General features: G+C 65.6%; 13 protein-coding genes. 12 read left to right on the top strand and 1 reads right to left on the bottom strand.

Going from position 1 to position 14,184, the window contains the following annotated elements:
* Window position 1 precedes the first annotated feature (1 nt).
* The 7 genes from fliJ to fliP all read left to right on the top strand — a co-directional run bounded on the left by fliJ (window position 2) and on the right by fliP (window position 5,057).
* Entirely contained in the window at window positions 2–457 is a 456-nt protein-coding gene (fliJ, locus tag ABQU90_RS16915) for a flagellar export protein FliJ (RefSeq protein WP_323522986.1), read from the top strand.
* A complete protein-coding gene (locus ABQU90_RS16910) occupies window positions 454–1,731 on the top strand; it encodes a flagellar hook-length control protein FliK (protein ID WP_323522987.1) in 1,278 nt (425 codons plus the stop codon). The genes fliJ and ABQU90_RS16910 overlap by 4 nt, the downstream gene beginning before the upstream one ends.
* Window positions 1,732–1,896: 165 nt before the next feature.
* A complete protein-coding gene (locus tag ABQU90_RS16905) occupies window positions 1,897–2,448 on the top strand; it encodes a flagellar basal body-associated FliL family protein (RefSeq protein ID WP_193552442.1) in 552 nt (183 codons plus the stop codon).
* A gap of 9 nt (window positions 2,449–2,457) precedes the next feature.
* Window positions 2,458–3,471, top strand: a complete 1,014-nt coding sequence (gene fliM, locus ABQU90_RS16900) for a flagellar motor switch protein FliM (RefSeq protein ID WP_115561971.1) — start codon at window positions 2,458–2,460, stop codon at window positions 3,469–3,471.
* The gene (gene fliN / locus ABQU90_RS16895) at window positions 3,468–3,806 is read left to right on the top strand and encodes a flagellar motor switch protein FliN (RefSeq protein WP_104616694.1); all 339 of its coding nucleotides are present in this window, start codon (window positions 3,468–3,470) and stop codon (window positions 3,804–3,806) included. The genes fliM and fliN overlap by 4 nt, the downstream gene beginning before the upstream one ends.
* Complete coding sequence (fliO, locus tag ABQU90_RS16890; RefSeq protein ID WP_323522988.1) at window positions 3,803–4,210, top strand: flagellar biosynthetic protein FliO; 408 nt, start codon at window positions 3,803–3,805, stop codon at window positions 4,208–4,210. The genes fliN and fliO overlap by 4 nt, the downstream gene beginning before the upstream one ends.
* 1 nt (window position 4,211) lies before the next feature.
* Complete coding sequence (gene fliP, locus ABQU90_RS16885; RefSeq protein ID WP_055854522.1) at window positions 4,212–5,057, top strand: flagellar type III secretion system pore protein FliP; 846 nt, start codon at window positions 4,212–4,214, stop codon at window positions 5,055–5,057.
* Between the two features lie 726 nt (window positions 5,058–5,783).
* Here the strand turns inward: fliP and ABQU90_RS16880 are convergent.
* Complete coding sequence (locus ABQU90_RS16880) at window positions 5,784–5,921, bottom strand: hypothetical protein (RefSeq protein WP_323522989.1); 138 nt, start codon at window positions 5,919–5,921, stop codon at window positions 5,784–5,786.
* Between the two features lie 67 nt (window positions 5,922–5,988).
* Between ABQU90_RS16880 and ABQU90_RS16875 the strand changes: the two genes are divergently transcribed.
* The 5 genes from ABQU90_RS16875 to ABQU90_RS16855 all read left to right on the top strand — a co-directional run.
* Window positions 5,989–6,258, top strand: coding sequence for a flagellar biosynthetic protein FliQ (locus tag ABQU90_RS16875; RefSeq protein ID WP_055854528.1), 270 nt, complete (start codon window positions 5,989–5,991; stop codon window positions 6,256–6,258).
* Window positions 6,259–6,271: 13 nt separating this feature from the next.
* Window positions 6,272–7,063, top strand: a complete 792-nt coding sequence (gene fliR / locus ABQU90_RS16870) for a flagellar biosynthetic protein FliR (RefSeq protein ID WP_005996206.1) — start codon at window positions 6,272–6,274, stop codon at window positions 7,061–7,063.
* Between the two features lie 92 nt (window positions 7,064–7,155).
* Window positions 7,156–10,122 (top strand): ligand-binding sensor domain-containing diguanylate cyclase, encoded by a 2,967-nt coding sequence (locus tag ABQU90_RS16865; protein WP_323522990.1) that lies wholly within the window; start codon window positions 7,156–7,158, stop codon window positions 10,120–10,122.
* Between the two features lie 523 nt (window positions 10,123–10,645).
* Complete coding sequence (locus ABQU90_RS16860) at window positions 10,646–13,567, top strand: diguanylate cyclase domain-containing protein (RefSeq protein ID WP_323522991.1); 2,922 nt, start codon at window positions 10,646–10,648, stop codon at window positions 13,565–13,567.
* A gap of 93 nt (window positions 13,568–13,660) precedes the next feature.
* On the top strand, window positions 13,661–14,184 hold a 524-nt coding region (locus ABQU90_RS16855; RefSeq protein WP_323522992.1), incomplete at its 3' end, for an MHYT domain-containing protein.

The following is a 14,184-nucleotide window of genomic DNA, read 5'->3' as shown; positions in this document are numbered from 1 at the left end:
CATGATGCAGTCCAAGCGAATCGATCCCCTGCTACGGCGGGCACAGGAACAGGAAGACAAGGTCGCCCGCGAACTGGCCGAGCGCCAGCGCACCCTGGAGACCCACCAGTCGCGCCTGGAAGAACTGCGCCGCTACGCCGAGGAATACGCCAACAGCCAGCTGGCCGGCACCAGTGCGGTCGCGCTGAGCAACCGCCGCGCCTTTCTGGATCGGCTCGACAGCGCCGTGCTGCAACAGGCCCAGACCGTGGAAAGCAATATCGCCAAGGTCGAATCCGAGCGCACCCGCCTGCTGCTGGCCAGCCGCGAGAAACAGGTACTGGAGCAACTGGCCGCCAGCTACCGCGCCCAGGAAAACAAGGTGATCGAACGTCGCGACCAGCGCGAGATGGACGATCTTGGCGCACGCCGCTCGCGCCTGGCGCGGGCCGAAGATACTCACGGAGAATCCGTATGAACCCCCTGTCCGCGTTTGCCGCCGGCCTTGGCGCGCTTGCCAGCACTGGCAAGAAGTCCAGCTACAGCGACCCGTCGTCCGAACAGGACCCGGCGCAGGACCAGTTTGCGCGCATGCTCAATCCGGCCAATACGCCCAACCACGCCCCGCAGCAGGCGCCCGAGCGCGTGCCGGCCAAGCAGCCCGCGGCCAAATCCAGCCAGCCCGACAAGAACCGCGGCGACGACGAACAGAACGATGACGCGCCCGGCGATGCGACCAAGCGCCCGCGCGCCCAGGACGGCGAGACCAAGTCTGCGCAGCCCGCCAAGGAACCGACGGCCAAGGACAGCACTACCGCCACCGCAACCGGCAAGAGCGCAACCGCCAGCAAGGACAGCAAGGACGCCCCCACCGATGCCGCCGCGCCGACCGAGGCCGGCTGGCCGCCAGCGGGGCTCGGCGGTTTTGGCATGAGCCTGCTGGCCCAGGCGGTACCGGGCGGCGATGTGCTCGCCGCCGCTGCCGCAGCACTGGCCGCCAGTATGGCCAATGCGGCCGGCGCCACGCCGACCGCAACCGCACTGCCGACCGACGCCACCGCACCCACAGCCACTGCTGCCGCAACCGCCACGAGCGCCCTGCCCGCCCTGGGTGCGCTCGCGCCGGCTGCCGCCGCAGGCGCCAAGCCCACCTCGACCACCGCAGTCAGCGGCGATGCGCAAGCCGCCGCGCTGATGAGCATGGCGGTCAAGGCGCTGGACCCGGCCGACGACACCGCCGCAACGGACGCGCCGGATGCCCCGGCGTTTGTGTTGCCGACCGCCGCGCCTACGCTTACCCGCCTGCAGGACCCGGCGCCGGTCTTCGCCGCCTCGCCCACCCCGACCCCGGAGATGGGCAGCGACACCTTCGACGATGCCATCGGCGCCCGCCTGAGTTGGCTGGCCGACCAAAAGATCGGCCACGCGCACATCAAGGTCACCCCGAACGAGATGGGCCCGGTCGAGGTGCGTCTGCATCTGGACGGCGACAAGGTCAACGCCAGCTTCACCGCCGCCAACGCCGACACCCGTCAGGCCTTGGAACAGAGCCTGCCGCGGCTGCGCGAAATGCTCGGCCAGAACGGTTTCCAGCTGGGCCAGGCCGATGTCAGCCAGCAACAGCAGAGCCAGACCGGCAACCGCAACGGCGGTGGGCGCGATGGCAACGGCCTCACCCTGGACGACAGCCCGCCCGTCGGAATTCCGTCGGTGGTGTTACGCCAGCGTGGATTGCTGGACGCCTACGCCTGAGCCACCGCGCCGGATTAGCCCGGCGCGCTGCACAAACGCGCGTCGCACCGACGCTGCGGCCATTCCAACCCCCACGCGGCGCAAGGCTCGTGGGGGTTTTTGTGCACGCGCGCCTGCAGTGCCAGGAAACCGTCGCGGTTTTGGCATGCCAATTGCATCCATTGGATGAGCATTCTCCTGGAGCAGAACGTGGCAGCGGCCAAGAAACCTGAAAAGACCGAAAAGACCGAAGAGAAAGACGAGAAGAAGAAAGGCGGCAAAAAGCCTCTTCTGCTGATCGCCATCGGCGTGGTCGTGCTGGCAGCGGCCGGCGGCGGCGCGTGGTTCTTTCTGGGCCACAAGGGCGATGAAAAAGGCGGCAAGCACGCCGCGCCCAAGGTCGCCGAAGTGCCCAAGCCGGCACAGTATTTTCCGATGGACCCGGCGATCGTGGTCAACCTGGCCGACCCCGGCGACGGCCCGCAGTACCTGCAGGTCGAAGTGCAGCTGGTCACCCGCGACCCGGAAGAACTCAAGCTCATCACCGAAAACGCGCCGGCCATCCGCGCACACCTGTTGATGCTGCTGTCGCAGACCAAGGCCACCGATGTGGCCGATCTGCCCGGCAAGCAGAAGCTGCAGAAGGCCGCGCTGACCGAAGCGCAAAAGGTCATGACCAGCGAAACCGGCAAGAAGTGCGTCGAAGAATTGCTGTTCACCAGTTTCGTTACCCAGTAAGGCTTGCCCATGAGCGTCAGTGATCTGCTTTCCCAGGACGAGATCGATGCCCTGCTGCATGGCGTGGATTCCGGAGCGGTCAATACCGAGCCGGAGCCGTTGCCCGGCGAGGCGCGGCAATACGATCTGTCCAGCCAGGACCGCATCATCCGTGGGCGCATGCCGACCCTGGAGATGGTCAACGAGCGCTTTGCGCGGCTGTGGCGCATCGGCCTGTTCAACCTGATCCGGCGCTCGGCCGACCTGTCGGTGCGCGGCATCGACCTGGTCAAGTTCAACGAGTACATGCACTCGCTGTACGTGCCGACCAACCTCAACCTGATCCGCTTCAAACCGCTGCGCGGCACCGGCCTGATCGTGTTCGAACCCACGCTGGTGTTCACCGTGGTGGATAACTTCTTCGGTGGCGATGGCCGCTTCCACACCCGCATCGAAGGCCGCGAATTCACCGCCACCGAGATGCGCGTGATCCAGCTGATGCTCAAGCAGACCTTTGCCGATCTGAAGGAAGCCTGGGCGCCGGTGATGGAGGTGGACTTCGAGTACATCAACTCCGAGATCAACCCGCACTTCGCCAACATCGTCACCCCGCGCGAGTACGTGGTGGTGTGCCGCTTCCATGTGGAGCTGGAAGGCGGCGGTGGCGAGATCCACATCACCCTGCCGTATTCAATGCTGGAACCGATCCGCGAGCTGCTCGATGCCGGCATCCAGAGCGACCGCAACGACCGCGACGACTCCTGGAACGTGATGCTGCGCGAGCAGCTCAACACCGCCGAGGTAACGCTGTCGAGCGTGCTGGCCAGCAAGCGCATGAGCCTGCGCCAGCTCACCGGTTTGAAGGTCGGCGACATCCTGCCGATCGATCTGCCCGCACAGGTACCGCTGTGCGTGGAAGAAATCCCCATGTTCACCGGCGAATTCGGGGTCTCCAACGGCAACAACGCCGTGAAGATCACCGCCGTCCGCCCGCCCGGCGTGCAAGCCCCGCGTGCCGTTCCATCCCAGGACTCCAGCAAATGATGAACTCCGACATCCTCGACGCCGCGCCCGCCACCTTCGACAACCTGCAGGCCGAGCACGACAACAACGCCACCGACCTCAATCTGGACGTCATCCTGGACGTGCCGGTGACGCTGTCGCTGGAAGTGGGCCGCGCCCGCATCCCGATCCGCAACCTGCTGCAGCTCAATCAGGGCTCGGTGGTGGAACTGGAACGCGGCGCCGGCGAACCGCTGGACGTGTACGTCAACGGCACCCTGATCGCGCATGGCGAAGTGGTGGTGATCAACGACCGCTTCGGCATCCGCCTGACCGACGTGGTCAGCCCCAGCGAACGGATCCGGAGGCTGCGGTGATCGGCCTGCTGGCTGCCGCCGCGCCCGTCGCGGCCAAGGCCACCCAGGTCGGCGCGCACGCGCCATCCTCGCCCAGCCTGTTTGGCGCGGTCTTTGCATTGCTGTTGGTGCTCGCGCTGATCGTCGGTCTGGGCTGGTTGCTCAAGCGCATGCCCGGCAGCGGTTTTCGCAACAGCGAGGGCCTGCGCGTGGTGACCAGCCTGGCGGTGGGTGCCAAGGAGCGTGTGGTGGTGGTGGAGGTGAACGGCCAGCAGCTGCTGCTGGGTGTCACCGCCGGCGGCATCAGCACCTTGCACACCTTGTCCGAACCGCTGCCGCCCACGCCTGCACCCACCCTGCCCAATTTCAAGCAACTCCCCAATTTCGCCCAGCTGCTCGCTCAGAAGCTGCGCAAGGACCCGTGACATGTTCAGTTGTTGGAATCGCTGGGGGCGCAGCCTGCGCCTGATCTTGATCCTGCTGGTGATGAGCTGTCCGCTGCTGGCCGCCGCCACACCGGCCGCGTTGCCGTCGATGGCGCAGGCTGCCGCGCCCGCTGCCGCACCGGCGGCGGTGCCGCCCGGCTCCAACCAATTACCGACCCTGCCGAACGTGAGCGTCGGCCGCATCGGCGACCAGCCGGTGAGCCTGCCGCTGCAAACCTTGCTGCTGATGACGGCGATCACCCTGCTGCCGTCGATGCTGCTGGTGCTCACCGCCTTTACCCGCATCACCATCGTGTTGGGCCTGCTGCGCCAGGCACTGGGCACCGGCCAGACTCCGTCCAATCAGGTGCTGCTGGGCCTGGCGATGTTTCTGACCGCCCTGGTGATGATGCCGGTGTGGCAAAAGATGTGGGGCGCTGGCCTTCAGCCGTACCTCAACAACCAGATCGACTTTTCCACTGCCTGGACCCTGACCACCCAGCCGCTGCGCGCCTTCATGCTGGCGCAGATCCGCGAAACCGATCTGATGACCTTCGCGGGCATGGCCGGCGACGGCAAGTACGCCGGCCCGGACGCGGTGCCGTTCCCGGTGCTGGTGGCGTCGTTTGTGACCAGCGAGCTGAAGACGGCATTCGAGATCGGGTTTTTGATCTTCATTCCGTTCGTGATCATCGATCTGGTGGTGGCGAGCGTGTTGATGTCGATGGGCATGATGATGCTGTCGCCGATGTTGATCTCTGCGCCGTTCAAGATTCTGTTGTTCGTCCTGGTGGATGGGTGGGTGTTGGTGGTGGGGACGCTGGCTGCGAGCTTTAATGCGTCGTAGGTGTGGGCGCGCGTTGCGCGCGCGGTAGCACTCCCCCCAGCTGACTTTTGTTAAAGGCCGTCACAGCACAGCTGTATTACTCAAGCATCTGCGACGCGTTCCGCGTTCCGCCTTCCGCCTTTTGCCTTTTGCTTTGTATTTCGCTCTGGCTTCCAGCTTCTCCGGGGCCCCATACCGCAGCGGCAGGCCATCCGGGGCAAACCCCGCAGGGGCGGCGCGCATGGATGCGCGACGTTTTTCAAAGGGACATGGACGTCCCTTTGAAAAATTCCCGGATGGCATGCGGACCTGGAGCGCGTAGCGCGGAAGGCGCGAGGACGGGGTGTGCTTTCTTTTGGTTACTTTTCTTTGCACAAGCAAAGAAAAGTGACTCGCGCCCGTAGGGCGTGAAAGCCCTCGCTTGACGTTTGAGCTCCATAGAAAGCAAAGACATAAGCACAAGCAAGTGCAGAGCTTTCGGCCCCCTTCGGGGGTCGAGTTACTTTCTTTGCTTGTGCAAAGAAAGTAACCAAAGAAACACACCCCCGTCCTCGCGCCCCTCCGCGCCAAGGCGCTCCGGGTAAGCAAGCCGGGTAGAAATTTTTGTAAGGGACATCCATGTCCCTTACAAAAACGTCGCGCATCCATGCGCGCCGCCCTGCGGGTTGTATCTACCCGGCTTGCCGCTGCGGTATGGGGGATGGGAAGCCAACGGCAAAAAGGCAAAGGCAAAGGCAAAGCTCAACATCAGAGCCAAGCCAACATCCAAAGCGACAGCGACAGCGACAGCGACAGCGACAGCGACAGCGACAGCGACAGCGACAGCGACAGCGACAGCGACAGCGACAGACAGTGCAACACGAGGTAAGTCAGATCGCCGCTCACCTACCAATCCCAAATTCCAAATCCCCAATCCCCGTCCTTTGGCACCGCACTTGCATCAGCACTCCCCATGAGCCCTGAAATCGCCCTGACTGAATTACGTGGTGGCCTGGTCACCGTCCTGTGGATTGCCGGACCGATGTTGCTGGCAGTGTTGGTCGTCGGTGTCGTCATTGGCGTGGTGCAGGCCGCCACCCAATTGAATGAGCCCACCATCGGCTTCGTGGCCAAGGCCGTGGCGTTGACCGCGACCCTGTTTGCCACCGGCAGCATGCTGCTGGGGCATCTGGTGGAGTTCACCATTGCGCTGTTCCAGCGCATTCCGCATTTGATCGGCTAGCGGACCAGACCGGATGGATTCCGCTACCCAGATGGTGATCGACGGCCAGCGCGCGTTTGCGATGGTCGGGGCGATCATGTGGACCATGCTGCGCACCGGCGCGCTGCTCACGGCCATGCCGTTGATCGGCACGCGTGCGGTGCCCGGGCGGGTGCGGGTGATGCTGGCCGGGACCTTGTCGATGGTGCTGGCGCCGATCCTGCCGCCGGTGCCGGAGTGGGATGGCTTTACGGCGCAGGCGGTGCTGAGCATCGCGCGTGAGCTGGCCGTGGGCGCAAGCATGGGCTTCATGCTGAAGCTGATCTTCGAGGCAGGCGCGCTGGCCGGCGAGTTGGTGTCGCAGTCCACCGGCCTGTCGTTTGCGCAGATGTCCGACCCGATGCGCGGGGTGACCTCCGGCGTGATCGCGCAGTGGTTCTATATCGGATTCGGCTTGCTGTTCTTTGCGGCCAACGGGCACCTGGCGGTGATTTCGCTGCTGGTGGACAGCTACAAGGCGTTGCCGATCGGCACAGCCATTCCCGACGCCCGCGCGTTCGCGGAGGTGGCGCCCACCTTGTTCCTGCAGATCATGCGCGGCGGGCTGACCCTGGCCTTGCCGATGATGGTGGCGATGCTGGCGGTCAACCTGGCCTTCGGTGCCTTGGCCAAGGCGGCGCCGGCATTGAACCCGATGCAACTTGGCTTGCCGTTGACGGTCTTACTGGGGCTGTTCCTGCTGTCCAGCTTCGCAAGCGAGTTCGCGCCACCGGTGCAGCGCATGTTCGATACCGCCTTCGACTCCGCCAGAGAACTGACGGGTTAAGCGTACGGACGCTCAAGTTTTGCACCAGTTCGCCGTCAACGCTGAGGACGATTGGCCCGTTCAATCGCACGTCCCCCTTTCCGCGAAAGCCGATGCCCAACGTGTCTGCGCTGTTCGTTTCACCTGGTGTGCGCGGCAAGGCGCTGCGTCGTCTGGCAACGCTGTGCCTGCTCGGATGGCTGATCGCAGGCAGCGCATGGGCGAAAACCTACAGCTTCCGCGATTACGCACAGGCCGATGGCCTGCAGGGTATGACAGTCAACAGCCTGCTCGAGGATCGACAGGGTGTGGTCTGGGTCGGCACCGAACTGGCATTGCATCGCTTCGAACGCGAACAATTCATCCCGGTCGGCCAGGAAAGCGGCCTGGACGCGCGCTACATCCGCGCGTTGACGCTGGATGCGCGCGGGCGCTTGTGGGTGGCCAGCGCCAATGGCGTGTTCGTGCGCAATGGCACGACCTTCAGCCCGGTGCTACATGACGGCGCGCCGATCCGTGCCGACAGCGGCAATGTGATCGCCGCGTACGCGGGTGGCGTGGTGGTGGTCAGCGAAAATCAGCTGTTGCACCTGACGCCGACCAAGCCAGGCGGCTGGAGCGCCCGGGTGTTGCCGTTGCGCCTGGACGACGGCACCACCCTGCCCGCCGGGAAAGCCTTGCTTGCCGATGGCAGCGCGCTGTGGGCCAGTTGCGGAAAACGCGTCTGCCGCATTGATGCCAACGGACGCATCACTCAGTTGGGCGATGCCGACGGTGTGCCGGAACGGCAATGGCGCGCGGTGTTCCGCGACCATCGTGGCGACCTGTGGCTGCGCGGTGGCGGCATGGTGATGTCGCGCGCAGCAGGCGAGCGCGTGTTCCGCGACCATGCGCCTCCAGCCGGCACCAGGTTCGACACCTTGGCTGGCGCAACCACCTTGTCGGAGGATGCGCAGGGCCGCCTGATTACCCGTTCCGACCGCGGAGTGGTGCGCTGGGAAGGCGACCACTGGCACTATTTCGGGCACGACCAGGGGCTGTCGATCAGCCCGATGGTGGGCCCCTTGATGATGCAAAGCACCGGCCAGCTGTGGATCGGTACGCGCGGGCTGGGGGTGCAGCGCTGGCTGGGCTACGGCAACATCGAGCATTGGGACGAAAGCCAGGGCCTGGCCGAATCGCCGACCTGGGCCATCCAGCGGCTGCCAAGTGGTGAGCTGCTGGTGGGCGGCGATGCCGGCTCCAATGTGCTGGATCCGCGGACCGGGCGCATGCAGCCGTGGACACTCGCCAACGGCGAACCAATGCTGCAATCGATCTCCATCGCACTGTCGCCGAAGGATGGCGCGGCCTGGGTGGCGCGCTCGTCGGGCGCCCTCTCCCGTCGCGACCCGCAGACGGGCAAGACCTTCGACGTGCTGCAGCTTGGGCTGCCCACCAACAAGCTGTTGTTCGATTCGGGTGGCGTGCTGTGGGTCACCACGCCACGCGGCCTGTACTCCGTCGCGCCGGAGCTGCCGTTGCAGGCCAGACGCGAAGAGGCCGTGCCTGCGGCGTTCGTGGGCGATATCGATGTGGATCTTCAGGGGCGACTGTGGGCCAGTACCCGCAAAGGGCTGTATCGCCAGGAAAAAAATGGCCGCTGGTTGCAGGTGGAGGTGCACGGCAACCTGCCCAGCCACGATTACTTCCTGCTGGATTTTTCGGCCGACGGCCAGCTCTGGCTGTCCTTGCGCGACACCGGGCTCTGGCATGGCGCCGTGCAGAACGCAGCGACGGTCACGCTGACCGCAGTCAACGACCCGCTGGTGTCGCGCGTGATGCCGTTCATCCTCTCTCACGACAGCAAGGGGCGCTTGTGGCTGGGCAGCAGCCAGGGCCTGGACCTGCTGGAGAATGGGCACTGGTCGCGCACCACGCGCAGCGAGGGCCTGTTGTGGGACGACGTGTCTGCCAATGCTCTGTTCGAGGACGTCGATGGCAGCGTGTGGCTCGGCAGCAGCCGCGGGTTGACCCACCTGATCGATCCGTCACGTGTGTTCGCGTCGCCGCCGCTGCGGGTGGAAGTGCTGCGCGTGCGGCGTGGCGAACAGACCCTTGCCGCCGGTGCGCAGGTGCCCTGGTCGCAGGTTCCGCTGGACGTGGATCTGAGCACGCCCGGCGCCGAAGGCGGCCCGGACCGCATCAGCTTCCGCTACCGCGTGGAAGGCCACCAGGCCAGCTGGACCAGCACCTCGCTCAGCCACATCACCTATCCGCTGCTGCCGCCCGGCCGCTATGCGCTGGAGGTGCAGGCAGTGGACGCCGGCCAGCGCAGTGCCAGCCCGATCACACGCTTTGCCTTTGCGCTCAGTCCACCCTGGTGGCGCAGCATTCCCGCCTTGATCGCCTATGTGCTGCTGGCGATCGCCGCGGTGATTGCGCTGTTGCGCTGGCGCACCGCCAAACTGCTGCGTCGCAAGCGCGAGCTGGAACAACTGGTTGCCGAGCGCACTGCCGAGCTGGAACAGGACAAGCGCGACCTGGAATCGGCACGGGCCGAACTTGCCCTCAAGGCCACCCACGACGAACTCACCGGCCTGCTCAATCGCGCCGGCATCCTTGCCGCGTTACGCAACATGCTGCTGCGGGCCGATGCGACGGCGCGACCATTGGCAGTGGTATTGATCGATCTGGATCACTTCAAACTGGTCAACGATCAGCACGGGCATCTGGCCGGCGATGCGGTGCTGGCCGGGGTCGGTCGCCGGCTGGATACGCTGGTGCGTGGCGACGACCGTATCGGCCGCTACGGCGGCGAAGAATTGCTGGCGCTGCTGCCGGGGCTGACGCACGAAGCCACGCACCGATTGGACGCGCTGCATCGTGGTATCTGCGGCGATTACCCCATCGATGGCGGCTGGCTGCACGTCACCTGTTCGATCGGCGTGGCGTGGTTTATGCCCGGCGAAACCCTCGAGCAATTACTGGCGCGCGCCGATGCCGCGCTGTATAGCGCTAAACGCCGCGGACGCAATTGCATCGATTACGACGCTGGCCACCTCATTGCGCTTGCGGCACCCGACCATCGCGCCGACTGATCGCCGCGCGCGGGCCACCATCGCGCCCGACATCGCACGTAGAAACAGCGATGTTGGCGGTGGCAAAGCATCCGCACCCATCCAGCGAATGCAGCAGCGAATGCCAGCACTACCTGCAGCTAAGCGCGGTCGCGGCCGCCACATTGTCTGGATCGAACACCGGTGTTGGTCGCAGTCTCGGCCGATTTAGCGCATCCATGTGTGGCAGTGCAGCAGTCGCGCCCGCTCGATCGTGCCAGCATCGATTGCCACATGACGCACACTGGCGAGTACGCGTAGCGCGCAATACTCAACCTGTCGATAACACCAAACCGCAGTCTTTGCATGCCACACGCCCCTCCAGACTGCAGTCGTGCTTGCTGGCAGCTGCACAATGCGCAAGGGTGGTGTCCTAAAGTAAAGCGCGTGAACAGCCGCTAGTCGATATAACGCGGCCTGCTATGGGGGCTGCCAATGGCAAGCGTGAGACACCGCGCGAGGGGCGCGGACCGCACGCACCGATGCGTGGGAGATTGCAACGCTCGTGGGGTTCTTGCACCGCCAAGGGAGGTCGTCAGGCCGAGGGGCATCGTTTGCTGCGATGCTGCTGCTGGCGTTGCTGTCGTTTGCCGATCTGGCCAGCGCACAGAGCGCCAGCATCCGTCGCTATGCCCACGACCAGGGCCTGCTCGGTCTTGCCGGTACTTGCCTGTTGCAGACCCGCAGCACCTTGATGTGGGTCTGCACCGAGAGCGGGCTGTATCGCTACAACGGCCGCATCTTTCAACAGGTGATGCTGGACGGCCTGCGCAACGAACCGATTACCTCGATCAGCGAAGCGCCCGATGGGCGTCTGTGGGTCGCCGGCTTCCAGGCGTTGTTCGTCGGCGACGAGCACGGCTTTCGTAAACTCGCGCGCGATGAAGCCGAGCACCTGCAGGAAGGCCTGCTGCTTGCCAGCCCTGCATGGGGCACGGTGATCGCCAATGGCGGCGAACTGGAAGTGCTGCGCGCACGCAGCAACGGCCGTTGGCATAGCGAATATCTGCTGGACACCGCCACGCGCGTGCGCCTGCCCGATCTCTCCAAGGTGCTGAGTCTGTCGGTGGAAGGCGACACGTTGTGGGTCGGCTGCGGGCACAAGCTGTGCGCCATCGATGCGCAGCGCAAGGTACAGGTCTACGGGCCCGACGAGGGCGTGCCGGTCGATCGCTGGTACAGCGTGTTGCGCGACAACGACGGCGGGCTGTGGGCGCGTGGTGCCGGCACCCTGCTCTACCGCGCACCAGGTGCGAGCCGGTTCAGCGTGCGGCCGTTGCCGCTGCTCGACAGCAATACGGTCGGGCAACAGGCGCCGTTGGTGATGGATCGCGAAGGGCGCGTGCTGGTGCGCCGCAACGACGGCCTGGCGCGCTGGGAAAATGGCGCCTGGCGCAGCTTCGGCACCGAGAACGGGCTGCCGCCCGGCAGCAGCGACGCGATCGTGGTGGACCGCGACGGCGACGTCTGGATGACCGTGGATGGCGAAGGCCTGGTGCGCTGGGCCGGCTACGAATGGATCGAAAACTGGGACGCCTCGCAAGGCATGCCGGCCGCACCCACCTGGTCCATCGCACGCGATGCGCAGAACGCACTGCTGGTCGGCAACGAACACGGCATTGGGCGTCAGGCCCGACCCGGTGAGCGGTTTGTGCCGGCCCTGCCGCAGGCGGGCATCCAGATCGTCGGCATGGCGCGCACTACCGACGGCAGCGTGTGGACGCTCAATTCTGCCGGCTTCGTGCGCCGCAACTGGCCGGATGGCCGCAGCGCCGAGGCCGGCAAACTTCCGCGTACCGGACGGCGCCTTTATAACGACCGTCAAGGGCGCCTGTGGATTCTCACCCTCGGCGGACTGTTCGTGATCGAGCGCCCGCTGGACGGCGGCACCTTGCAGCCTGTCGCCGACATGCCTGCGATCGCCTACACCGATATCCAGCAGACCGCCGACGGCACTCTATGGGTCTCCAGTGCCAACGGGCTGTTTCGGTTGCAGGGCGAGCGCTGGTCCAAGGTGCAGGTCAAGGTCAACGGCGGCGACTCTGATCCGTGGATCAGCAAGTTCCACATCAGCGACAGCGGCGAGGTGTGGCTGGCGTTTTATCGCCCCGGCCTGTGGCACGGCATGTTGCTCGGCGATGGTCTGGACCTGCAGGCGATCAACGACGAAGCGCTGCGCGACGCGGGTGTGTACCTGATGCGCAGCGACAGCCTGGGCCGGGTGTGGGTGGGCCACGCACGCGGCGTGGAGGTCTATAACGGCGAGCGCTGGGCCCATCTGTCGCAGTCGCAGGGCCTGATCTGGGACGACATCTCCGAAGCCGCATTCTTTGAAGATCCCGACGGCTCGGTGTGGATCGGCACCGCGCGCGGTGTCAGCCACCTGGCGGATCCGGCGCGCCTGTTCGACGAGCGCCAGCCCAGCGTGCGCATCGACAGCGTCAGCCGCGGCGGCGTGCCGATACGCGCCGGGCAACTGCTGGCCTGGAGCGACACGCCGTTGCATATCGAACTGTCGACGATGGAGGTCTACGACGACCCCAGCCGGCTGACCGTGCGCTATCGCGTGCGTGGTCTGCACAACGAATGGATCGAGAGCGACGATCTGTCGATCGACCAACCGCCGCTGCCGTCCGGGCATTTCCGCCTGCAGGTGCAGCTGCTGGACCGCTATCGGCGCACCGCATCGCCGGTAGTGGATCTGGCATTTGCAGTAGCGCCGTTGTGGTGGCGCAGCCCGCCGGCGATTGCGCTCTATGTCTTGATCGGCGGCGGACTGCTGATCGGCCTGTGGAGCTGGCGGCACCGCCATCTGGTGGCGCGTGAGCGCATGCTGGCCGAGCTGGTGGCCGAACGCACCTATCAACTGGAGCGCGAAAAACGCGACCTGGAAAGCGCCCGCGCGGCGTTGGCATTGAAGGCCAGCCACGACGCGCTCACCGGCCTGCTCAACCGCTCCGGCATTCTCGACGCGATGACCGAAGAGCTGCAGGCCTGCACGCATGCCGAGCACGCGTTGGCGGTGGTGCTGATCGATCTGGATCACTTCAAGCAGGTCAACGACGAACACGGGCATCTGGCTGGCGACGCGGTGCTGGCCAAGGTGGGCGCGCGGCTCACCGCATGCCTGCGCGACTCGGACAAGGTGGGCCGCTACGGTGGCGAAGAACTGCTGTTGCTGCTGCCAGGCATGACCCGTCAAAGCCAGCACCGGCTGCGCGCCATCCACGAGGCGATCAGCCTGCCGCTGTACGACGTCGGTGCCGCGCGGCCACTGCAGGTGACCTGCTCGATCGGCGTGGCGTGGTTTCGCATCGGCGACACCGCCGCCACGCTGCTGGCACGTGCGGACGAGGCCTTGTATCGGGCCAAGGGCCACGGCCGCAATCGCATCGAACCGGAAGAACCCGAGGTTTCGGTCGCCTGATCCACTGCGTTGCGCCAGTGCGTGCTCAAGAACGCGCGCAGCGGGTCGCTAGCTCCTTGAGCAAGCGCGTCTTTCGACGTCGGAACTGGATGGGTGGTCGCAACCTACAACCTTGGCATGGTGCTGTTGTCGCTGGTGGTGGCCGTGTTGGCCTCCTACACCGCGCTGCATCTGGCCGCCCGCATGACCGCCAGCCGTGGCGGCATCGCCGCCGCATGGCTGGTGGGCGGCGCCATCGCGATGGGCATCGGCATCTGGTCGATGCACTTCGTCGGCATGCTGGCCTTCCAGCTGCCGATTCCGCTGGGCTACGACGTGGCGCTGACCGCCTATTCGATGCTGGCGGCCATCCTGGCCTCGGCGCTGGCGCTGTGGCTGACCTCGCAACCGCAACTGCCCTGGCCGCGGCTGGGCCTGGGTGCGGTGCTGATGGGGTTGGGCATCGCGCTGATGCACTACATCGGCATGAGCGCGCTGCGCATGTCGCCTGCCATTACCTATGACCCGGCGCTGTTCGCGCTGTCGGTGGCGATCGCCAGTGGCCGTGTTGGCCTCCTACACCGCGCTGCATCTGGCCGCCCGCATGACCGCCAGCCGTGGCGGCATCGCCGCCGCAT

The sequence above is a fragment of the Xanthomonas sp. WHRI 10207 genome (assembly GCF_040202975.1).
In the GTDB taxonomy this organism is placed as follows: domain Bacteria; phylum Pseudomonadota; class Gammaproteobacteria; order Xanthomonadales; family Xanthomonadaceae; genus Xanthomonas.
Note: the sequence above shows the minus strand (reverse complement) of the source record. Positions and strands in the feature narration are given on the sequence as shown.